Annotated in this window: 16 protein-coding genes; 9 read left to right on the top strand and 7 right to left on the bottom strand. The window is 68.8% G+C overall.

What is annotated here, in order from left to right; genetic code table 11:
* Positions 1-19: 19 nt before the first annotated feature.
* From LZ009_RS11885 to LZ009_RS11870, 4 genes are read right to left on the bottom strand one after another with little or no spacing between them, the layout of a single operon-like run.
* The gene (locus tag LZ009_RS11885) at positions 20-1,192 is read right to left on the bottom strand and encodes a hybrid sensor histidine kinase/response regulator (protein ID WP_275698138.1); all 1,173 of its coding nucleotides are present in this window, start codon (positions 1,190-1,192) and stop codon (positions 20-22) included.
* A gap of 10 nt (positions 1,193-1,202) precedes the next feature.
* Entirely contained in the window at positions 1,203-3,731 is a 2,529-nt protein-coding gene (locus tag LZ009_RS11880; protein WP_275698137.1) for an ATP-binding response regulator, read from the bottom strand.
* Entirely contained in the window at positions 3,728-4,132 is a 405-nt protein-coding gene (locus LZ009_RS11875) for an N-acetyltransferase (protein WP_275698136.1), read from the bottom strand. Before LZ009_RS11875 ends, LZ009_RS11880 begins: the two co-directional genes overlap by 4 nt.
* A complete protein-coding gene (locus LZ009_RS11870) occupies positions 4,129-4,449 on the bottom strand; it encodes a hypothetical protein (RefSeq protein ID WP_275698135.1) in 321 nt (106 codons plus the stop codon). The genes LZ009_RS11875 and LZ009_RS11870 overlap by 4 nt, the downstream gene beginning before the upstream one ends.
* 140 nt (positions 4,450-4,589) lie before the next feature.
* Between LZ009_RS11870 and LZ009_RS11865 the strand changes: the two genes are divergently transcribed.
* The 5 genes from LZ009_RS11865 to LZ009_RS11845 are packed head-to-tail and all read left to right on the top strand — an operon-like array spanning position 4,590 to position 8,114.
* Positions 4,590-6,077 carry a protein adenylyltransferase SelO gene (locus LZ009_RS11865; protein WP_275698134.1) on the top strand — a complete coding sequence of 496 codons (1,488 nt, stop codon included), beginning with the start codon at positions 4,590-4,592 and terminating at the stop codon, positions 6,075-6,077.
* Entirely contained in the window at positions 6,074-6,487 is a 414-nt protein-coding gene (gene msrB / locus LZ009_RS11860; RefSeq protein WP_275698133.1) for a peptide-methionine (R)-S-oxide reductase MsrB, read from the top strand. The genes LZ009_RS11865 and msrB overlap by 4 nt, the downstream gene beginning before the upstream one ends.
* A 1-nt stretch (position 6,488) precedes the next feature.
* On the top strand, positions 6,489-7,043 hold the full coding sequence (locus LZ009_RS11855) for a septation protein A (protein WP_275698132.1): 555 nt from the start codon (positions 6,489-6,491) through the stop codon (positions 7,041-7,043).
* Positions 7,040-7,306, top strand: a complete 267-nt coding sequence (locus LZ009_RS11850; RefSeq protein ID WP_275698131.1) for a BolA family protein — start codon at positions 7,040-7,042, stop codon at positions 7,304-7,306. The genes LZ009_RS11855 and LZ009_RS11850 overlap by 4 nt, the downstream gene beginning before the upstream one ends.
* A 28-nt stretch (positions 7,307-7,334) precedes the next feature.
* Complete coding sequence (locus LZ009_RS11845; protein WP_275698130.1) at positions 7,335-8,114, top strand: peptidylprolyl isomerase; 780 nt, start codon at positions 7,335-7,337, stop codon at positions 8,112-8,114.
* 90 nt (positions 8,115-8,204) lie between these two features.
* Here LZ009_RS11845 and LZ009_RS11840 read toward each other — a convergent pair whose 3' ends face one another.
* Entirely contained in the window at positions 8,205-10,610 is a 2,406-nt protein-coding gene (locus LZ009_RS11840) for a catalase (protein WP_275698129.1), read from the bottom strand.
* A 103-nt stretch (positions 10,611-10,713) separates the two neighbouring features.
* The gene (locus LZ009_RS11835) at positions 10,714-11,424 is read right to left on the bottom strand and encodes a heparan-alpha-glucosaminide N-acetyltransferase (RefSeq protein ID WP_275698128.1); all 711 of its coding nucleotides are present in this window, start codon (positions 11,422-11,424) and stop codon (positions 10,714-10,716) included.
* Between the two features lie 91 nt (positions 11,425-11,515).
* On the opposite strand from LZ009_RS11835, the gene LZ009_RS11830 reads away from it, so the two are divergent.
* Positions 11,516-12,322, top strand: a complete 807-nt coding sequence (locus tag LZ009_RS11830; RefSeq protein WP_275698127.1) for an ABC transporter substrate-binding protein — start codon at positions 11,516-11,518, stop codon at positions 12,320-12,322.
* Positions 12,323-12,351: 29 nt separating this feature from the next.
* The gene (locus LZ009_RS11825) at positions 12,352-14,331 is read left to right on the top strand and encodes a peptidase U32 family protein (protein ID WP_275698126.1); all 1,980 of its coding nucleotides are present in this window, start codon (positions 12,352-12,354) and stop codon (positions 14,329-14,331) included.
* A 108-nt stretch (positions 14,332-14,439) separates the two neighbouring features.
* Here LZ009_RS11825 and purL read toward each other — a convergent pair whose 3' ends face one another.
* On the bottom strand, positions 14,440-18,393 hold the full coding sequence (gene purL, locus LZ009_RS11820) for a phosphoribosylformylglycinamidine synthase (protein WP_275698125.1): 3,954 nt from the start codon (positions 18,391-18,393) through the stop codon (positions 14,440-14,442).
* A 74-nt stretch (positions 18,394-18,467) separates the two neighbouring features.
* On the opposite strand from purL, the gene map reads away from it, so the two are divergent.
* Together map and LZ009_RS11810 are read left to right on the top strand one after the other, a co-directional pair.
* Entirely contained in the window at positions 18,468-19,271 is an 804-nt protein-coding gene (gene map / locus LZ009_RS11815) for a type I methionyl aminopeptidase (protein ID WP_275698124.1), read from the top strand.
* The gene (locus tag LZ009_RS11810; RefSeq protein ID WP_275698123.1) at positions 19,268-21,892 is read left to right on the top strand and encodes a [protein-PII] uridylyltransferase; all 2,625 of its coding nucleotides are present in this window, start codon (positions 19,268-19,270) and stop codon (positions 21,890-21,892) included. Before map ends, LZ009_RS11810 begins: the two co-directional genes overlap by 4 nt.
* Positions 21,893-21,986: the final 94 nt, after the last annotated feature.

The raw sequence follows: 21,986 nt of genomic DNA, 5'->3' as shown, positions 1-21,986 counted from the left end.
ACCCGGCCGCGCGGCCTTGCTAAGGCGCCCTTTCGTCCACCGGCCGGAAATACAGCGTCACGGCCGTCCCCTGCCCCAGCTCCGACTGCACGTCGATCGACCCGCTGATGGCCTGCATCACGCGGTTGCAGAACATGAGGCCCATGCCGTTGCCGCCGCTCTCGCCGCGCGTGGTGACCGGCTCGCGCGTCAGCTTGGCCAGCACCGCCGGCGGGATGCCCGGGCCGTTGTCCTTGAACTGGATCCAGGCGCGCCGGCCGTGGAGGCCTTGCGGGTCGCAGTTCACCTCCAGCCGCAGCTGCGGGGCGGACTGCCCGCGCAGGGCCAGCAGCGCGTTCTTGGTCAGCGTGCACAGCACCAGGTACAGCAAGTCGCGCCGTCCCGGCAGCGAGAAATCGCGCTGCACGTCGCTGGTGACGATCGCACGCTCGTTGCCTTCGAAGGGAAATTCGTCGAGCAGCGCGCCCACCAGGCTGCTGGCCGTGATCGACTGCGGCAGCGCGCCCGGATAGGCGTCGCGCGCCGACTGCACGAAGGTGGACACCAGCGACTGCGCGTACAGCGCGCGCCGCTCGGCCCGTTCCAGCGCCGCCACGATCTCGCCCGGATGGTCCTCGGTGAACTGCGCCAGGCCCGGCGGCGAGTCGGCCGTGGGCGGGACGTGCCGCGCCGCCACCGTGCTGACGTAGCCCCGCACCGTGGCCAGGGGGGTGTTCAGTTCGTGCGCCAGGAAGCCGATGGCCTCGCGCAGCGCCGCCACGCGGCCCTCGTTCAGCATGCGTTCCAGCGCCTGGCTGCGGAACATGGCGATGGCTTCGCGCAGCGCCTCGCGCGTCGCGGCGCCATCGAGCGGCTTCTCCAGGATGCGCAGCACCTTGCCCTGGTTGACCGCGGCGATCGCCACGTCCTTCTCGGCATAGGCGGTGGCGAGCAGGCGCACGACGTGGCGGTAGTCGCGCTGCACCGCCCGCAGCAGCTTCATGCCATCGCGCTGGGGCATGCGGTAGTCGGTGACCAGCACGCCGAACTCGTGGCTGCGCTCGCCCAGGATGGCCAGCGCCTCGTCGACGCCGCCCGCGGTGGCGACCTTGAATTCATCCCCGAATTCGCGGGCAAACCACTTGCGCGAGGTCGGTTCGTCGTCGACGAACAGGATGGACGGGGCTTCGCCCGCCAGGTCGTGGGCCTGCATGCCTGGATTATCAGGCGGCGGGCTTGTGCGACTCGGCGGCGCAGTAGGCTTTGAGCGCGTGTTCCGTCTGGACGGCCAGGTCCTGCATCTGCGGCATCCAGCCCGGCGCCGCCGGCCACTCGCCATGCTCCAGCAGCGGAACGTACACGCGCCGCACCTGCTGGTAGAGCGCCTGGGCGCCCGCCTCGCCGCTCATGCCCAGCAGCGAATGCAGCGCGTCCAGGCTGGCCACCTGGTCGCCGGCGTCCGACGCTTCGCGCAGCACGCCGATCAGCCGGGCCATTTCCGGCAGGTAATCGGTCAGCAGCTCTTCCAGCATGCCCAGGCGCTGGTAGCTCTCCAGGCGCTGCACGTTCAGCAGGCCGTCGGCCGCTGCCGGAGCGGGCGGCGTCGGCGCGACCAGCGTGGGCGCCGGCCCGGAGGCCGCGGCGCGGCCCGTGCCGGCCACCAGCCGCACCAGGGTTTCGTAGAGCAGGCCGGCGTCGACCGGCTTGACCAGGAAGCCGTCCATGCCGGCGGCACGCGCGGCGGCCACGGCCGGCTCGTCGGAGTGCGCCGTCAGCGCGACCACCGGTACCGCGGACCAAGGCTCGGCGGCGGCGCGGATCTCCTGGGCCGTCTCAAGGCCATCCTTGCCGGGCATGTGCAGGTCGACGATCACCGCGTCGAAGCCTTCCTCGTGCGAACGCAGCTGGTCCAGCACCGCCTGGCCGTGGTCGACTTCGATCACGCTGGCGGCGGCATTGCGCAAATAGGCGGCGACGGCCTTGCGGTTGAAGGCGTTGTCGTCGGCCAGCAGGATGCGGCGTCCGGCCAGCCGGCCCGGCGCGCTGAGGGCGCCGCCCCGCGGGGCCTGCACCATCTGGGTCAGCGCCGCCAGCAGCGGCAGCTGGGCGCAGGGCTTGCTGACGAAGCCGTCCATGCCGCCCTTGAGTGCCTTGGCGCGCGCGAAGTGCGCCGGCTCGCTGGTGTAGGCAATGATGCGCACGTCCTGGTTGGGGCCGGGCTCGCGCCGGATCTTGTCGGCCACCGCGTAGCCGTCCAGGCCGGGCATCTGCAGGTCGAGCAGCACGATGTCGTAGCTGTGGCGGGCCAGCAGGCCCAGGGCCACGTGGCCGTCGGCGGCCTCGTCGAGTTCGGCTGTCAGGGCCAGCGGGCCCAGCTTGTGGCGCGTGGCCATGCGCTGGACGGGATCGTCTTCCACGATCAGCAGGCGCTTGCCGGCCAGCAGCGTGCGCGCCTGGGCCACCTCGGCCAGCCGGTGCTGCTCGCGCTCCTCCTCGCTGATCGCGGGGAAGCGCATGGTGAATTCGGTGAACTGGCCGGGCACCGAATGGCAGCGGATGGTGCCGCCGAAGGCCTGCATCACGCGCTTGCAATAGGCGAGCCCCAGGCCGGTGCCGCCGGACTTGCCGACCGAGCGGAACGGTTCGAACAGGCCTTTCAGGACGTCGGGGGCGATGCCCGGCCCGTTGTCGCGCACCACCACTTCCTGGTCGCCCACGGTGATGGTCACGCAGGTGTCGGGATACGGCGTCAGGTAGTACAGCGCGTTCTTGATCAGGTTGAACAGCACGAACAGGTAGGCCGTCTCGTCACCCTTGAAGGTGAAGTCGGCCGCCACCGTGACGCTGACCTTGCAGCGCGCGGTATCGCTGTCGTAGCTGTATTCCTCGATCGCCTGCTGCACCACTTCGGCGGCCGACAGGTAGCGGAAGGTGCTCGCGTCCAGCGGCCGCGCGCTCACCTCGTCGAGCGTCATCGAAATGACCTGCAGCCCGCGCTGCACGGCCTGCTCGCCGCGCGCGAGGTGGCGGTACAGCGACTGCACCTGCAGTGCGTCGAGCTTGGCGGTCTGGCGCGTCGCCCCCGGCGCCGGCAGCACTTCCTGCATGCCTTCCAGGCTGTGCTTCAGCTGCGCCAGCGGATGCCGCATCTCGTGCGCGATCGAGCCCGCGAGCGCCTGCGTCGCGCGCAGCTTGCGTTCCGCGTCGATCTTGTCGGTGTTCGACTTGAACAGGTTGCCGCCGATCACCACCATCGCGAAGGCAGGAAGCTGCGCCACCAGGTCCATCGGCACGCGCGGGTTGTCCGACGTCAGCACGTAGATGCCGGAGGCCAGGGCCGTGCCGGTCAGCAGCATCACCATGGTGTTGCGCCAGTCGGTCAGCAGCACCAGGAAACACATCATGATGAATGTGTTGGAGATCGACGCGACCCCGCCGCCGCGCTGCAGGCCGATCAGCACGTTGAAGAACGGCAGGCAGTAAAGCAGGACGAAATACGAATAGCGGATGTAGAGAGGCTTGAGCCTCTCCGGCCACTGGTCGCGCAGCGCCATCAGGACGAACAGGAACACCGCGAACAGGCGGTAGGGCACGTCCTCCAGCAGCAGCGGGTCGTTCGGCCGCGTGAAGCGCAGCAGGTAGAAGGCCGCGTAGGCGGCGGCCCCCAGGATGCCCATCACCTTCAGCCGCGGTGGGCCGTAGGCGTGGTAGTCCTCGTAGAGGCGGTACAGGTTGCGCAGGTATTTCGTCATTGCAGCATCCCGACGGACTCGCGTTCGAGCAGGATCTCTTCGGCCAGCTCGCGTTCGGCGTCGTTGCCGGCCAGCGCGCGCAGCACGTCGGGGACGGTGCCGTGGATCAGGGAGTAGGAGCCGTCGGCATCGTGGCTGGCTTCCTTCACCAGCACCTTGAAGCCGAAGCGGCGGTACAGGCGCCCCAGCACCGGCGAGCAGGATGCGTACAGGTTGTCCAGCTCGTAGTTCTCCAGCGTGTGCACCATGGTCAGGAACAGGCAGCGGCGCAGCAGCTCCGGGCCGGCGCGGAACCGCGGATCCAGCACCAGGCGGCCGACTTCCCAGCTGCGTTCCAGCCTCTCGTCAATCAGACCGTGTTGTTCGACCAGCTTGTCGCAGGGCGCCAGCCCCTGCCTCATTGGCAGCACGCGGAGCGTGCCGATGTATTCGCCGTAGCGCAGGAAGGCACCGACGATGCCGTTCTGGTCTCTTTTTTTTCGCGGGTGGCAAAGCTGCCGTCCGAGCGGGCGGCCGCTGGCAGGCGGATTTCTTCGCGCAGGTGCAGGATGCGGCCGATCTCGTGGCCGCGCAGCTGCCGGAACGTGACTTCGTGCGGCTGGACGTCGGTGGAAGCGGGCAGCTCCAGCACCGGCGGGGCGTCCAGCAGCGGCATCATGTCCACCGGCATGGCGGGCATCAAGGCGAAGGACTGTTCCTGCGGCGAGAAATCACTCATTTCTTTACTACCCTTGCTTAGCGGATGGAGCCCAGACCGCGAGCTCTGCTGCGGGCAATTATGCGTAACAAACGGGAAGCCCGACCAGTAAGCGAATCCCCTAAGCCAACCCGGCTGCGTCCCGCAAGGGACAATGGGGCATGGAATCAGCTGTCGAATCGCCGCCCGCCGTGGAACTGGGCCGCCGCTGGGAGACCGGATTTGCGGCGCTGGGCGCCGCGTTCTACACGGAGCTCGCCCCCACGCCGCTGGCGGCGCCCTACCCCGTGTCGCTCAATACACCCTTGGTCACAGCCTTGGGCCTCGACGCGGCGCAGCTCGCCGGGGATGCCGGGGTGCAGGCGCTCGCGGGCAGCCTTCCCTTTGCCGGCAGCCGACCGGTGGCCACCGTCTACAGCGGCCACCAGTTCGGCGTCTGGGCCGGTCAGCTGGGCGACGGCCGCGCGATCCTGCTCGGCGAACTGGAGACGCCCCTGGGACCGCAGGAACTGCAGCTCAAGGGCGCCGGGCGCACGCCCTACTCGCGCATGGGCGACGGCCGCGCCGTGCTGCGTTCGAGCATCCGCGAGTACCTGGGCTCCGAGGCGATGCAGGGGCTGGGCATCCCCACGACCCGCGCCCTGTCCGTCGTCGGTTCGCCGCAGCCGGTGCGGCGCGAGGAGATCGAGACGGCCGCCGTCGTCCTGCGCACGGCGCCGAGCTTCATCCGCTTCGGCCACTTCGAGCACTTCGCCGCGCGCGAGCAGCTGGGCGAATTGCGCGAGCTGGCCGATTACGTCATCACCCGCTTCTACCCGGAATGCCTGGCCACGGAGCGCCTGGCCGGCAACCGCTACGCCGCTTTCCTGGAACAGGTCAGCGAACGCACCGCCGCCATGGTGGCGCAGTGGCAGGCCGTGGGCTTCTGCCACGGCGTGATGAATACCGACAACATGAGCATCCTGGGGCTCACCATTGACTACGGGCCCTTCCAGTTCCTGGACGCCTTCGTGCCCGGCCACATCTGCAACCACAGCGACGAATCCGGCCGCTACGCCTTCAACCGCCAGCCGAACGTGGCGTACTGGAACCTCTATTGCCTGGGACAGGCCCTGTTGCCGCTGATCGGCGACCAGGAGCTGGCCCTGGCCGCGCTGGAGTCGTACAAGACGGTCTTCCCGCGCGAGCTCGAAGGCCGCATGCGCGACAAGCTGGGCGTCGTGGGCGAACGCGAAGGCGACCGTGAGCTGGTCGAGGGCATCCTGCAGCAGCTGGCGGCCGGCCGGGTCGACTACCCGATCTTCTGGCGGCGGCTGTCCCGGTTCGTGGCGGGCGCGTCGGTGGAGCCGGTGCGCGACCTCTTCCCCGACCGTGAAGGATTTGACGGCTGGCTCCGACAGTACGAAGAGCGCCTGCCGGACGACCGCCCCACTGCCGGCCGGGCGATGCTGCGGACCAACCCGAAATACGTGCTGCGCAACCACTTGTGCGAACTGGCCATCCGCCAGGCGAAACTAATGGACATGTCCGAGGTCGAAGCCCTGCTGCGCCTGGTGCAGTCCCCGTTCGACGAACATCCGGCGCACGAGGACAAGGCCGGCTTCCCGCCCGACTGGGCGGCCCACATCGAGATCAGCTGCTCTTCATGAACAACGACTACCCGATCCAGAAAACCGACGCCGAATGGAAGGCCCTGCTGGCCGGGAAGGGCGCGGAGCCCGGCGCCTACCAGGTGACCCGCCAGGCCGCCACCGAGCGGCCCTTCACCGGCAAGTACGAGCGCGTGTGGGCCGACGGCAGCTACCACTGCATCTGCTGCGGCAACAAGCTGTTCGACTCCACGACCAAGTTCGACGCCGGCTGCGGCTGGCCGAGCTTCTCGCAGGCCGTGCCCGGCGCGATCAAGGAGATCCGCGACACCAGCCACGGCATGGTCCGCACCGAAACGGTCTGCGCGCAATGCGGCTGCCACCTGGGCCACGTCTTTCCGGACGGCCCCACCGACACCGGCCTGCGCTACTGCATGAACTCCGCCTCGCTCGATTTCAAGAAAGCCTGAATTGAAGCTGCTGCTCGACTTCTTCCCGATCGTCCTGTTCTTCGTGGCGTTCAAGCTCTGGGGCATCTATGTCGCCACCGGGGTCGCCATCGCCGCCACCGTCGCCCAGATCGCCTGGCTGCGCTACTCCACCGGCAAGGTGGAACCGATGCAGTGGCTGAGCCTGGGCATCATCGTGGTGTTCGGCGGCGCGACCATCCTCGCGCACGACGAGACCTTCATCAAATGGAAGCCCACGGTGCTGTACTGGCTGATGGGCGGCGCGCTGGCCATCGGCCTGCTCGGGTTCCGGAAGAACCTGCTCAAGTCGGTGATGGGCGCGCAACTGGAACTGCCCGAAACCGCCTGGCGCGCCATGACCTGGAGCTGGGTGCTGTTCTTCGCGGTGATGGGGGTGCTGAACCTGTGGGTCGCCTTCCACTTCGACACCGCCACGTGGGTGAACTTCAAGCTGTTCGGCGGCCTCGGCCTGATGGCCGTCTTCGTGATCGGCCAGGCGCTGTACCTGGGCCGCTACGTGAAGGACGGCAAGGAAGTCCCGGTCGAAAAGCCGTGAGCACGGGAATCACCGCCGAAGCCCTGCGGGCCCGGCTCGAAGAAAAGCTGGCGCCGACGCAGCTCGAAGTGCTGGACGAAAGCGCCGCGCACCTGGGCCACGCGGGCCAGGACGGCACCGGCGCCGGCACGCATTTCCGCGTGCGGATCGCTTCACCTTTCTTCACCGGCCGGCCCAAAGTGGCAGCCCATCGGCTTGTGTATGATGCCCTGCGCGATTTTCTCGACGGCGGACTGCACGCCCTGGCGATCGAGACGCTTTAATCTGACCCCTTCCGAACGGACCTCTCCCATGAAACAAGTGCTCCTGACCGCGGTCGCCGCGGCCATCATCGGCATCGCCCTGCCCGCCGCGGCGCAGAACGTCGCCATCGTCAACGGCAAGCCGGTTCCGATGTCGCGCGTGGACATGCTGCAGCAGCAGCTGGCCAAGGCCGGCCGCCCGGTGTCGCCCGAGATGGCCGGCCAGCTGAAGGACGAAGTCATCGCCCGCGAGATCTTCCTGCAGGAAGCGCAGAAGCGCGGCCTCGACGCCAGCGAAGACTACAAGGCGCAGATCGAGCTGGCCCGCCAGACCATCCTGATCCGCGAGCTGTTCGCCGACTGGCAGAAGAACAACCCGGTGACCGACGCCGAGGTCAAGGCCGAATACGACAAGTTCGCCGCGGCCAACGGCGGCAAGGAATACAAGGCGCGCCACATCCTGGTCGAAAAGGAAGAGGACGCCAAGAAGATCATCGCCGACCTGAAGAAGGGCGGGAAGTTCGAGGACATCGCCAAGAAGCAGTCCAAGGACCCGGGATCCGGCGCCAACGGCGGCGACCTCGACTGGGCCAGCCCCAACAGCTACGTGCCCGAGTTCGCCGGCGCGCTGCAGAAGCTGAACAAGGGCCAGACCACCGACGTCCCGGTGAAGTCGCAGTTCGGCTGGCACGTGATCCGCGTCGACGACATCCGCAACGCACAGCTGCCCAAGCTGGAAGACGTGCGCCCGCAGATCGCGCAGCAGCTGCAGCAGCAGAAGCTGCAGGCCTACCAGGAAGGCCTGCGCAACAGCGCCAAGATCGAATGACGAAGCGCTGCCTGGCAGCGCCTGTCATTCGATCCCCGCGCAGGCGGGGATCCAGCAAAACGGCCCGCGAGGGCCGTTTTTTCATGGGGCTCAGACCCGCGGCGGATCGGTCTCCCGCGCGAAGTCGCGCGGGCTGCCCAGCGCCTCGATGAATGCGCCGACGCGGCTCGCGTCGCCGAGCAGCAGCGCCTTGTCCTCGCTGCCGTCCGGCAGCGTCATCGGCACGCCGGCCTTCGCCAGCAAGGCCTTGGCCCCGCCCAGCAGCAGCATCGGCTTGCAGTGCCGATAGTGGTCCTTCAGGAACTCCATCATGTGGCCGTCCTGCGCCAGCTGGCTGGCCGTGCCTTCGCCATCGGTCACCACCAGCGCGTCGTAGAGGAAGCCGGGCTCGTTCTCGAGCGAGACGTCGGCGTCCAGCTTGCCCCCGCGGGCCGCGACCGGGCCGATGCGCGGTGCGACGATGCGCCCCACCGCCCCTTGCTCCATTAGCGCGGATTGGATCGCGGCGACAGCCGCGGCATCGACCCCCGCGGCGACCACGATCGCCACCTTGCGGCCACGGACGCCGCCCTCGCCCGGCCGCGCCATGAGCGACAGCGCGGGGGAGTTCGTCACTTCCGGCTTCGCTGGCTTGGGCAGCGCTAGCGGCAGCGGCGCCGGCAGCTCCATGCCCAGTCCCTCGGCCACCTTCTTCGCCAGGTCTTCCGAGGCGTTGCGCAGCGAGGCCACCATGCGCTCGCGGATCGCCGGCACCGTGAGCTTGGACAACTCGAAGCGGAAGGCCGCCGCGATATGGGCCTGCTCGGGAGGCGTCTGGCTTTCGTAGAAGAGCCGCGCCTGCGTGTAGTGGTCCGCGAATTTCTCCGGCTTCGCGCGCACCTTGCCCTGTTCCTCCTTGGCCTGGATGCGGGCCGGCACCGAGACGAAGCCCTGCGCCGCGCCGGCCTGGAACGGGCAGCCGCCACCCAGCGAGTTCGGTTCGTAGGAAACGCGGCCGCGATGGATCGCCTGGCGGTGCATGCCGTCGCGCTGGTTGTTGTGCACCGGCGCGATCGGCGCGTTGATCGGGATCTCGTGGAAGTTTGGCCCGCCCAGGCGCGAGATCTGGGTGTCGACGTACGAGTGGATGCGGCCGGCCAGCAGCGGGTCGTTGCTGAAGTCGATGCCGGGAATGACGTGGGCGACGCAGAAGGCCACCTGCTCGGTCTCGGCGAAGAAGTTGTCCGGGTTGCGGTTCAGCACCATGCGGCCGACGATGCGCACCGGCACCAGCTCCTCGGGCACGATCTTGGTGGCATCGAGGATGTCGAAGCTGAACTGGTCGGCCTGCTCCTCGGTGAACACCTGCAGCCCCAGTTCCCATTCCGGGAAGGCGCCGCCCTCGATGCGCTCCCACAGGTCGCGCCGGTGGAAGTCGGGATCGGCGCCGGAGATCTTCACCGCCTCGTCCCAGACCAGCGAATGGGTGCCGTACTTCGGCTTCCAGTGGAACTTGACGAACACCGACTCACCGGCCTCGTTCACCATGCGGTAGGTGTGGACGCCGAAGCCTTCCATGGTGGCGTAGCTGCGCGGGATGGCGCGGTCCGACATCGCCCACATCAGCATGTGGGTCGACTCGGGCATCAGCGAGACGAAGTCCCAGAAGGTATCGTGGGCGCTGGCCGCCTGCGGCATCGCATGGTGCGGCTCCGGCTTGACGGCGTGCACGAGGTCCGGGAACTTCATCGCGTCCTGGATGAAGAACACCGGCATGTTGTTGCCCACCAGGTCCCAGTTGCCTTCGTCGGTGTAGAACTTGACGGCGAAACCGCGCACGTCGCGCGCCGTGTCCTTGGAGCCGCGTTCGCCGGCCACGGTGGAGAAGCGCACGAACACCGGCGTCACCTTGCCGGCCTCCTGGAAAGGCGCGGCACGCGTGATGTCGGTGGCCGGGTCCAGGCACTCGAAGAAGCCGTGCGCGCCGGAGCCGCGCGCGTGCACGATGCGCTCGGGAATGCGCTCGTGGTCGAAGTGCGTGATCTTCTCGCGCAGGATGAAGTCTTCCAGCAGCGCGGGACCGCGCACGCCGTACTTCAGCGAGTTCTGGTTGTCGGCGATGGGCACGCCCTGGTTGGTCGTGAGCACGCGGCCGCCGGAGTCCACCCGCACGCGGTCGAGCGGCTCGATGGTGGCGTTCAGGCCTTCGACGGCGGTGCTGCCGGTCTTCTCCGAGCCATTCTCCTCCGACAAGGTGCTGCCGGTGGGCAGGCGCGAGGGAGCTTCCACCGTGGCGCCCACCGGCGGCTGCAAGCCGTTGGCGAAGCCGTGTTCGGCCGCCTTGTTGGGGTTGGCGGGCATCGCGGCCGCCAGTGCCTGGGTCTCGGCGGCCCTGCGCGCCGGCAGGTCGTCCGGGGCGACGGGCGCCACGCGGCCGGGCGCGCTGTCGGTGTTGCGGGCGGCTGATTTGGCGGCGACCTTCTGGGCGGGTCCGCCGGCTTTGGTGTTCTTGGGCATGGGAGCTCGGGCTGGATGTCACGGCAAAGTGGCCGAAGGCCCACGGTAGGCGCGCGCGAGCCTGCGCCCTGTAGTCCGATGCCGACAGCGGCCCGGGGGACGGCTATCGCACCAATAGCAATGCGCCGAAGAGCAAGGGCTGGTGCAGCATGTACCAGCTGAGGCTCCAGCGGCCGAGCCAGGCCAGCGGAGCTGCGATGCGCGGCAGGGCCCCTTGCACCCATTGCGGCCGCGCTTGCAGCAGCCAGCCACCCGCCGCCATGCCCCACCACATCACGCCCAGCCAGGGCAGCAGCGGCACGTAGTCTTCGGTCGCCGGCTTGCGCGTGATCCAGCCGAGCCAGTTCAACGCGCGCGCATCGAACACGTCCCAGGGCGGCGGCGGTGCCAGGAGCGGCAGCGCGATGGCCACCGCTCCCGCGAGCCACAGCATGCGACCCCAGCCGGCGGTGAGGCGCACGATGACCAGCATCAGCGCGATGCCGTGCAGCACGCCGAAGTGGATGAAGCGGTCCTTGAACACCAGCCAGGAACCGATGCTCACCAGCACCGCGCAGCCGGCCACCTGCGCCCAGCGCCGCCAGAAGCGCGGCCAGCCTTGCCCCTGCACGTGCGCCACCGCCTGCCCGAGGCCCGCGCAGAACAGGAACAGGCTCACGATGCACGTGCGCTGCCAGGTCCAGAACGGGTCGCGGTAGAAGTCCTGCCGGAGCCAGCCGAAGTAGCTGAGGTCGAAGCAGAAATGGAAGGCCGTCATCCAGACGATGGCGACGCCACGCAAGGCGTCGATGCGGTCGTAGCGGTTGCGGGGCATTGGGGCGCAAGTGTAGTGGGCTGGGTTACCCCGTTGACGCGGGCCGGCGCGGCCGCTCCAATCCGCCGATGACCAAACTTCACCCCCTCTGATGCTGGCCCGCCGACACTTCTGCGCCGCGGCTGCCGCGGCACTGCTGGCGGCTTGCGCCGCCACGCCTTCCTCTCCTCCCGCCGCCGCCGTGGCGGAACTCGGGGCCACCGGCAAGCTGCGCGCCGCGATCAACTACGGCAATCCCATCCTCGCCAACCGCGGGCCGGACGGCCAGCCGCGCGGGCTCTCGGTGGACCTCGCGCGTGAAGCCGGGCGCCGCCTGGGCCTGCCGGTCGAACTCGTCACCTTCACTTCGGCCGGCAACACGGTGGAGGCCATGAAGGCGGGCAAGGTCGACCTGGCCTTCGTCGCCATCGACCCGGTGCGCGCCGCCGACATGGACTACACCGCGCCCTACGTCATCATCGAAGGCGCCTATGCGGTGCGCAGCGCCTCGCCGCTGCAGCGCAACGAGGAGGTGGACCGCGCCGGCACCCGCATCGCGGTAGGCCGCGGCAGCGCCTACGACCTGTTCCTCACGCGCGAGATCAAGGCGGCGACGCTGGTGCGCACGCCGACCTCGCCGGAAGTCGTGGACGCCTTCCTGGCGCAGAACCTGGAAGTCGCGGCCGGCGTGAAGCAGCAGCTGGAGATGGATGCGAAACGGGTGGGCGGCGTGCGCCTGCTGCCGGGCCGCTTCATGGTGATCGAGCAGGCCATGGGCGTGCCCAAGGGCCGTAAGGCGGCGCAGGCCTGGCTCAGCAGCTACATCGAGGAACAGAAGGCTTCCGGCTTCGTGGCGGAAGCCCTCAAGCGGCACGGGATCGAAGGCGCGGCGGTGGCGCCGCCGGGAGCGGCTCGGTAAAATCGGGGGCTCCCTCCGGCCCCCTTCCCATGTCCCTCCTGTACCACCAGCTGGAGCTGCTCGCTCCCGCCCGTGATGCCGACATCGGCATCGAAGCGATCAACCACGGCGCCGACGCCGTCTACATCGGCGGCCCGGATTTCGGCGCGCGCGTCTCGGCCAGCAACTCGGTGCAGGACATCGAACGCCTGGCCAGGCACGCGCATCGCTTCGGCAGCCGCATCTTCGTCACGCACAACACCATCCTGCGCGACGACGAGCTGGAAGCCGCGCGCAGGATGGCCTGGGATGTGTACCACGCCGGCGCCGACGTGCTGATCATCCAGGACATGGGCCTGCTGGAACTGGACCTGCCGCCGATCCAGCTGCACGCCAGCACGCAGACCGACATCCGCACCGTGGAGAAGGCGAAGTTCCTGCAGGACGTGGGCTTCTCGCAGATGGTGCTCGCGCGCGAGCTGACGCTGGAGCAGATCCGCGAGATCCATGAAGCCCTGGATCCGGAGCGCTGCAAGGTGGAGTTCTTCATCCACGGCGCGCTCTGCGTCGCCTACAGCGGCCAGTGCTTCATCAGCCACGCCCACACCGGCCGCAGCGCCAACCGCGGCGACTGTTCCCAGGCCTGCCGCCTGCCCTACCAGGTGGTGGACGGCCAGGGCCGCTTCGTGGCCCACGACAAGCACGTGCTGTCCATGAAGGACAACAACCAGAGCGCCAACCTGGCCGCGCTGGTCGACGCCGGCGTGCGCAGCTTCAAGATCGAGGGCCGCTACAAGGACATGGGCTACGTGAAGAACATCACGGCCCACTACCGCAAGCTGTTCGACGAACTGATCGAGGACCGCGAGGCTTCGGGCTTCCCGGTGGCGCGCGCCTCCAGCGGCCGCACCACGTTCACCTTCACGCCCGATCCCAACCAGAACTTCAACCGCGAGTTCACCGACTACTTCGTCAACGGGCGGCAGGACGACATCGCCGCGCTCGACTCGCCGAAGAATCCCGGCCAGGCGATCGGCTGGGTGACGAAGGTCAACGCCGACTCCATCGAACTGGAACTGCAGGACGCGAGCAAGCTGCTGCACAACGGCGACGGCCTCTGCTACTTCGACCTGCAGAAGGAACTGGTCGGCGTGGCGATCAACCGCGCGGAGCCGCTGCAGAAGCTGGGCGCGTGGCGGGTGTTCCCGAAGGATCCGATCGCCGGCATGAAGGACCTGCGCAAGGGAACGCAGCTCAATCGCAACCGCGACATGGACTGGGTGCGCGTGCTGGAGAAGAAGTCGAGCGACCGCCGCATCGGCGTGTGGGCGACCTTCGGCGAAACGGCGGACGGCTTCGCGCTGCGCCTGACCGACGAGGATGGTTACCTGGGTGAAGCCAGCGCGCCATTCGGCAAGCAGCCGGCGCGCGATGCGGCGCATGCGGACGCCGCCCTGCGTGAACACCTGGGCCGCTTCGGCAACACGATCTTCTCGGCGCTGGACATCCAGCTGGAGCTATCCGGCTCGTGGTTCGTGCCGCCCTCGCTGGTCAACACGCTGCGCCGCGATGCGATCGCTGCACTGGAAGCGGCGCGCGCGGCCGGCTACGAGCGGCCGCAGCGGGGCCAACCGGTCGAGCCGCCGGCGATCTATCCCGAAGACACGCTGACCTACCTGGCCAACGTGTTCAACCACAAGGCGCGCGACTTCTATGCGAAGCACGGCGTCAAGGTGATCGCCGCGGCCTACGAGAGCCACGAGGAGGAAGGCGAAGTCAGCCTGATGATCACCAAGCACTGCGTGCGCTGGACCATGAGCCTGTGTCCCAAGCAGGCCAAGGGCGTGGTGGGCGTGAAGGGCACCATCAAGGCCGAACCGCTGCAATTGATCAACGGCAGCGAGAAGCTCACGCTGCGCTTCGACTGCAAGCCGTGCGAGATGCACGTGGTGGGGAAGATGAAGAAGGCGGTGCTGAACCAGGTGCAGGCGGCGCCGCTGAAGTTCTACAAGACGCGGCCGGCGGCCTGATTGAGCGCGCATGTCATTGCGGGCTTGACCCGCAATCCATCTCCGGTCGCCGGATCAGCCGCAGGAGATGGATCCCGGGTCGAGCCCGGGATGACAACGCCGGGGTCGTCAACCCACCCACTTCCTGGCATTGCGCCAGATCTGCATCCACGGACTGTGGGCCGACGGATCGCCGCTGGTCCAGGACATCTGGACATTGCGGAACACCCGCTCCGGGTGCGGCATCAGCGCGGTGAAGCGCCCGTCCGCCGTCGTCACCGCCGTCAATCCGCCCGCCCCGCCGTTGGGGTTGAAGGGGTAGCGCTCGGTCGGCTGCCCATGGTTGTCGACGAAGCGCATCGCCGCGATCGCCTTGCTCGCATCGCCGCGGTGCGCGAAATTCGGATAGCCCTCGCCATGCGCCACCGCGATCGGCAGGCGCGCGCCGGCCATGCCCTGGAAGAACAGGCTGGGCGAGTCCAGCACCTCCACCATCGCCAGCCGCGCCTCGAAGCGCTCGCTGCGGTTGGTGGTGAAGCGCGGCCAGGCCTCGGCGCCCGGGATGATTTCGGCCAGTTCGGCGAACATCTGGCAGCCGTTGCAGACGCCCAGGCCGAAGGTGTCGGGACGCCCGAAGAAGGCCTGGAACTGCTGCGCCAGCACCGGGTTAAAGGTGATGCTGCGCGCCCAGCCGATGCCGGCGCCCAGCGTGTCGCCGTAGCTGAAGCCGCCGCAGGCGACCACGCCCCGGAAGTCCTTCAGCGCATGGCGGCCGGACTGCAGGTCGGTCATGTGCACGTCGACGGCTTCGAAGCCGGCCTCGGTGAAGGCATAGGCCATCTCGACGTGCGAGTTGACGCCCTGCTCGCGCAGGATGGCCACGCGGGGCCGCGACGTGTGAACGGCGGGCGCCGCGCCAAAGCCCTGCGGCAGGAAGACATGCAGGCCCGGATCCGCCGGGTCGCCAGCCGCCGCATGCTCGCTGTCCGCGCAGGCCGGGTTGTCGCGCTGCTGGCAGATCTTCCAGCTCACGCTGTCCCACACCTGGTGCAGATCGGCCAGCCTGGCGCTGAAGACGCTCTTGGTGTCACGCCAGACCTGCACCTCGCCCACGCCGACGGCGATTTCCGAGCCGGCCGGCCGCGTCTTGCCGACGAAGTGGCTGTGCCTGGACAGGCCGTGCGCGCGCAGTACCTGCATCACCTCGTTGCGCTGCGCGGTGGGCACCTGCAGCAGCACGCCCAGTTCCTCGTTGAACAGCGCCTTGAGCGTCAGCTCCTCGCGCCGCGCACTCACTTGGCCCGCCCAGTTCTTCGCGTCGCCGTATTCGGCCCGGCTGTCGGTGATGCCGTCGCCCTCGGTGACCAGCAGGTCGACGTTGAGCGCCACGCCCACGTGGCCGGCAAAAGCCATCTCGCATGCCGCGGCAAAGAGGCCGCCATCGCTGCGGTCGTGGTAGGCCAGGATGCGGCCCTGCGCGCGCAGTTCGTTGACGGCGGCGACCAGGGCCACCAGGTCCTGGGGATCGTCCAGGTCCGGCACCGCGCCGCCCGGCTGCTCCAGCGCCTGCGCCAGGATGCTGCCGCCCATGCGGTTGCGCCCCCGGCCCAGGTCGACGAGCACCAGCGTGGTGTCTTCGGTGGCCTGCAGCTGCGGCGTGAGCGTGCCGCGCACGTCGGCCAGGCTGGCGAAGGCGGTGACGACCAGGCTGACCGGCGAGGTCACCTTCTTCGTCGCGCCGTCCGCGCTCCACTGCGTGCGCATCGACAGGCTGTCCTTGCCGACGGGGATCGACACGCCCAGCTGCGGGCACAGCTCCATGCCGACCGCGCGCACGGTTTCGTACAGCGCGGCGTCTTCGCCCGGCTCCCCGCAGGCGGCCATCCAGTTGGCCGACAGCTTCACGCGCGGCAGCTCGATCGGCGCGGCCAGCAGGTTGGTGATGGCCTCGGCCACCGCCATCCGGCCGGAAGCCGGCGCATCGACCGCGGCCAGCGGCGAACGCTCGCCCATGCTCATCGCCTCGCCGGCGAAGCCGCGGTAATCGGCCAGCGTGACGGCGACGTCCGCCACCGGCACCTGCCACGGCCCGACCATCTGGTCGCGGTGCGTGAGGCCGCCCACGGTGCGGTCGCCGATGGTGACCAGGAAGCGCTTGGAGGCGACGGTCGGATGGCTCAGGACCTGGATCGCGGCATCCTGCAGCGCGACGCCGGTCAGGTCCAGCGGCGCGACTTCACGCGCGACGCTGCGCGCATCGCGGTGCATCTTGGGCGGCTTGCCGAGCAGCACTTCCATCGGCATGTCGACCGGCGTGTCCGCGCCCTCGTCGGCCACGACCAGCTTGCGGTCCTCGGTGGCCACGCCGACGACGGCGAACGGGCAGCGCTCGCGCTCGCAGAAGCCGCGGAACAGCTCCAGCGATTCCGGTGCGATGGCCAGCACGTAGCGCTCCTGGCTCTCGTTGCACCAGATTTCCTTGGGCGCCAGGCCCGACTCTTCCACCGGCACCCGGCGCAGGTCGAAGCGCGCGCCACGGCCGGCGTCGTTGCTCAGCTCCGGGAAGGCGTTCGACAGGCCGCCCGCGCCGACGTCGTGGATGGCGAGCACCGGGTTCTTGTCCCCGAGCTGCCAGCAGCGGTTGATGACTTCCTGCGCGCGCCGCTCGATCTCCGGGTTGCCGCGCTGCACCGAGTCGAAATCGAGTTCGGCCGTGTTGGTGCCGGTGGCCATCGACGAGGCCGCGCCACCGCCCATGCCGATGCGCATGCCGGGCCCGCCCACCTGCACCAGCAAGGTGCCGGCCGGGAAGGGAATCTTGTGCGTGAGGCCGGCATCGATGAAGCCCAGGCCGCCGGCGATCATGATCGGCTTGTGGTAGCCGCGGGCCACGCCCGCCACTTCCTGCTCGTACTCGCGGAAATAGCCCAGCAGGTTGGGCCGGCCGAATTCGTTGTTGAAGGCGGCGCCGCCCAGCGGGCCCTCGGTCATGATCTGCAGCGGGCTGGCGATGTGCTCGGGCTTGCCGAACTTGCCGTCCCACAGCTTCGAGACCGTGAAGCCGGTCAGGCCCGCCTTGGGCCGCGAACCGCGGCCGGTGGCGCCCTCGTCGCGGATCTCGCCGCCGGCGCCGGTGGATGCGCCCGGGAATGGCGAGATCGCCGTCGGGTGGTTGTGCGTCTCCACCTTCATCAGCACGTGGTGGGTCGCCGCCGTCTTGCCGTAGACGCCGCCGTCCGCGGGCACGAAGCGCTCCACCGCATGGCCTTCCATGATGGCGGCGTTGTCCGAATAGGCGACCACCGTGTGCTGCGGATTCAGCTGGTGGGTGTTGCGGATCATGCCGAACAGGCTCTTGTCCTGCGCCACGCCGTCGATGGCGAAGCTGGCATTGAAGATCTTGTGGCGGCAGTGCTCGCTGTTCGCCTGCGCGAACATCATCAGCTCCACGTCGGTCGGGTCACGGCCGAGGCGCTGGAAAGCGGTCACCAGGTAGTCGATCTCGTCGTCGGCCAGGGCCAGGCCGAAGCGGGTGTTGGCCCCTTCCAGGGCGGCGCGGCCGCCGGCCAGCACCGGCACGTGCTCCATCGGCTGGGCATCGAGCTCGGTGAACAGGCGGCGCGCTTCCCCGCGCTCGGCCACCACGCTCTCGGTCATCCGGTCGTGCAGCAGCGCGGCGACGGCGCCCAGCTGCCGGCCATCGAGCTTGCCCTGGCCCAGCCAGCCGCGCTCCATCTGCAGCCGGTACTCGACGACGCGCTCGATGCGGCGGATGGCCAGCCCGCAGTTGTGGGCGATGTCGGTAGCCTTGGACGCCCAGGGCGATACGGTGCCCAGGCGCGGCGTGACGATCACCAGCGCGCCTTCCGATGCACCGGCATGGGGCTCGCCGTAGGTCAGCAGGGCCGCGAGCCGCTCGCTTTCCGCGGGGGTGAAAGGATGGTCGCTGGCCACCAGGTGCACGTAGCGCGCGGCGACGCCGGCGATCTTGGGGTGCACCGCTTGCAGGCGCGGCAGGAGTTGCTGGATCCGGAAGTCGCTGAGGGCTTGGCCGCCCTCGTACTCGGTGATGTGCAGGGACACTGTGTGGAGCCTGGTAGGGGAATGCCGCGGGAGGGGAACCCGGGATTTTACCGGCTCTGGGATAATCGCTCCCCATGGGCATCACGTACAAAGACCAAGCAGGCATCGAAGGCATGCGCACCGCCGGCCGGCTGGCCGCCGAGGTGCTGGACCACCTCACGCCCCACATCAAGCCCGGCATCACCACCAAGGACATCGACCGGCTGGCCGCCGAGCACATGAAGAAGCAGGGCAGCATCTCCGCCACCCTGGGCTACCAGCCTTCCGGCTACCCGCCCTACCCGGCCTCGCTGTGCACCTCGGTCAACCACGTCGTCTGCCACGGCATCCCGAACGACAAGCCGCTGAAGAAGGGCGACATCGTCAACGTCGACGTCACCGTCATCAAGGACGGCTGGTACGGCGACACCAGCCGCATGTTCATCGTCGGCGAAGCGTCCATCGCGGCCAAGCGGCTCGTGGCCGTCACCTACGACGCGATGTGGCACGGCATCATGCTGGTGAAGCCGGGCGCGCGCCTGGGCGACATCGGCTTCGCGATCCAGAAGTTCGCCGAGTCGCAGGGCTTCAGCGTGGTGCGCGAATTCTGCGGCCACGGCATCGGCCGCAACTTCCACGAAGAGCCGCAGGTGCTGCACTACGGCAAGCCCGGCACGCTGGAGGAACTGCAGCCCGGCATGACCTTCACGATCGAGCCGATGATCAACGCCGGCCGCCGCGACGTGAAGGAACTCGGCAACGACGGCTGGACCATCGTCACCAAGGACCATTCGCTGTCGGCGCAATGGGAACACACCGTGCTGGTCACCGAGACGGGCTATGAAGTCATGACCCTTTCGGAAGGCAGCCCGCCGCCGCCCGCTTTCGTCAAGGGATGAACCTTCCAGCCGCGTCGCCCGCCGTCGCGGGAGCAGAAGTCGCTGCCATCCGCGAGGCCTACAAGGCCGGCAAGGCCGGCCTGCTGGCGACGCTGCAGTCCGAAGCCGGCTCGACGCGCGCCATCAAGGGCCTGCTGCAGGCCTTCACCGCGCTGGCCGACGAAGCACTTAAGAAGCTCTGGGCCCGCGCGGGCCTGCCCGCCGGCGTTGCGCTGGTGGCCGTCGGCGGCTTCGGCCGCGGCGAACTCTTTCCGCATTCCGACGTCGACGTCCTGCTGCTGATGCCCGACGGCATCTCGCCCGAGCACGACCCGGTGCTCAAGCGCCGCGTCGAGGAGTTCATCGGCAGCTGCTGGGACGCGGGGCTGGAGATCGGCTCCAGCGTACGCACGCTGGAGGAATGCGTCGCCGTGGCGGCCGCGGACGTCACGGTGCAGACCAGCCTGCTGGAGTCGCGCCTGATCACCGGCTCGCGCAAGCTCTTCGCCGCCTTCCAGGAGCGCTTTCGCGCCGGGCTCGACCCGCGCGCCTTCTTCGTCGCCAAGACGCTGGAGATGCGCCAGCGGCACAACAAGTTCGAGAACACGCCTTATTCGCTGGAGCCGAACTGCAAGGAGTCGCCCGGCGGCCTGCGCGACCTGCAGGTCATCCTGTGGGTGGCCAATGCCGCGGGCTTCGGCCGCAGCTGGGACGAGCTGGCGCGCAACGGCCTGGCGACCGGCTTCGAGGCGCGGCAGATCAAGCGCAACGAGGCGCTGCTGAGCCTGATCCGTGCGCGCCTGCACCTTGTGGCGAACCGGCGCGAGGACCGGCTGGTGTTCGACCTGCAGAACGCGGTGGCCGAAGCCTTCGGCTACAAGACCGTGATGCGGCCCGACGGCCGCCCCCTCGAGCGCGCCAGCGAGCGGCTGATGAAGCGCTTCTACTGGGCCGCCAAGGCGGTGGCGCAGCTGAACCAGATCCTGCTGCTGAACATCGAGGAGCGGCTCAACCCCGCCGGCGCGCAGGCGCGTCCGATCAACGAGCGCTTCCTGGAAAAGGCCGGCCTCATCGAAGTGGCGAGCGACGACCTCTACCTGCGCCACCCGCACGCGATCCTCGAGACCTTCCTGCTGTACCAGACGACGCCCGGCGTCAAGGGCCTGTCGGCGCGCACCCTGCGGGCGCTGTACAACGCGCGCAAGGTGATGGATTCGGACTTCCGCAACGACCCGGCCAACCACGCCACCTTCCGCGCCATCCTGATGCAGCCGCAGGGCATCACGCATGCGATGCGGCTGATGAACCAGACCTCGGTGCTGGGGCGCTACCTGTGGGTGTTCCGCCGCATCGTCGGCCAGATGCAGCACGACCTGTTCCACGTCTACACCGTGGACCAGCACATCCTGATGGTGCTGCGCAACGTGCGCCGCTTCTTCATGGCGGAGCACGCGCACGAATATCCGTTCTGCTCGCAGCTGGCGGCCGGCTGGGACAAGCCCTGGATCCTCTACACCGCCGCGCTGTTCCACGACATCGCCAAGGGCCGCGGCGGCGACCATTCCGAGCTGGGCGCGCGCGAAGTGCGACGTTTCTGCAAGCAGCACGCAATTCCGGTCGAAGACTGCAAGCTGGTCGAGTTCCTCGTCGCGAACCACCTGGCGATGAGCCGCGTCGCGCAGAAGGAAGACCTGGGCGACCCGGACGTGATCGCCGCTTTCGCGCAGCGCGTGGGCAACGAGCGCTACCTGACCGCGCTGTACCTGCTGACGGTGGCCGACATCCGCGGCACCAGCCCCAAGGTGTGGAACGCCTGGAAGGGCAAGCTGCTGGAGGACCTGTACCGCTACACGCTGCGCGTGCTGGGCGGCCGCGCCCCCGATCCGCAGGCGGAGGTGGAAGCGCGCAAGCGCGAGGCGCTGGTGCAGCTGCAGCTGCACGCCCTGCCCTTCGAGGCGCACAAGAAGCTGTGGGACACGCTGGACGTGGGCTACTTCATGCGCCACGAGGCCGGCGACATCGCCTGGCACACCCGGCACCTCTCGCGCCACGTGGGCAGCACCAAGGCCATCGTGCGCGCGCGGCTGTCGCCGGTGGGCGAAGGCCTGCAGATCCTGGTCTACACGCCGGACCAGCCCGACCTCTTCGCGCGCATCTGCGGCTACTTCGACCAGGCCGGCTTCAGCATCCTGGACGCCAAGATCCACACCGCCAGCAACGGCTATGCGCTCGACACCTTCCAGGTGGTGACTTCGATGATGCCCGACCACTACCGCGAGCTGTGCTCGATGGCCGAGGTCGAACTGGCCAGCGTCATCGCCGAGGCCGGCCCGCTGCCGGCGCCCAGCCGCGGCCGCGTGTCGCGCCGCGTGCGCAGCTTCCCGGTCAAGCCGCGCATCGACCTGCGGCCGGACGAGAAGGCGCAGCACTGGCTGCTGTCGATCTCGGCCAGCGACCGCGTCGGCCTGCTCTATTCCATCGCGCGGGTGCTGGCGCGGCACAAGATCAACCTGCAGCTCGCCAAGGTGAGCACGCTGGGCGAACGCGTGGAAGACACCTTCCTGATCGACGGCCCCGAGCTGCAGCAGAACAAGCGGCAGATCGAGATCGAGACGGAGCTGCTGGAGGCGATCTCCGCCTGATGGCTGCCTGACGGCCGCGGGGCGCTTACGGAATATTCCTAAAGCCCCGGCCGGCGACCCTTTTCTCCCGCGCTACCATCGGCGGTTCGGCCCG

Source organism: Ramlibacter paludis (assembly GCF_022012305.1).
In the GTDB taxonomy this organism is placed as follows: domain Bacteria; phylum Pseudomonadota; class Gammaproteobacteria; order Burkholderiales; family Burkholderiaceae_C; genus Ramlibacter; species Ramlibacter paludis.
This window is presented reverse-complemented; position numbering and strand designations above follow the sequence as displayed.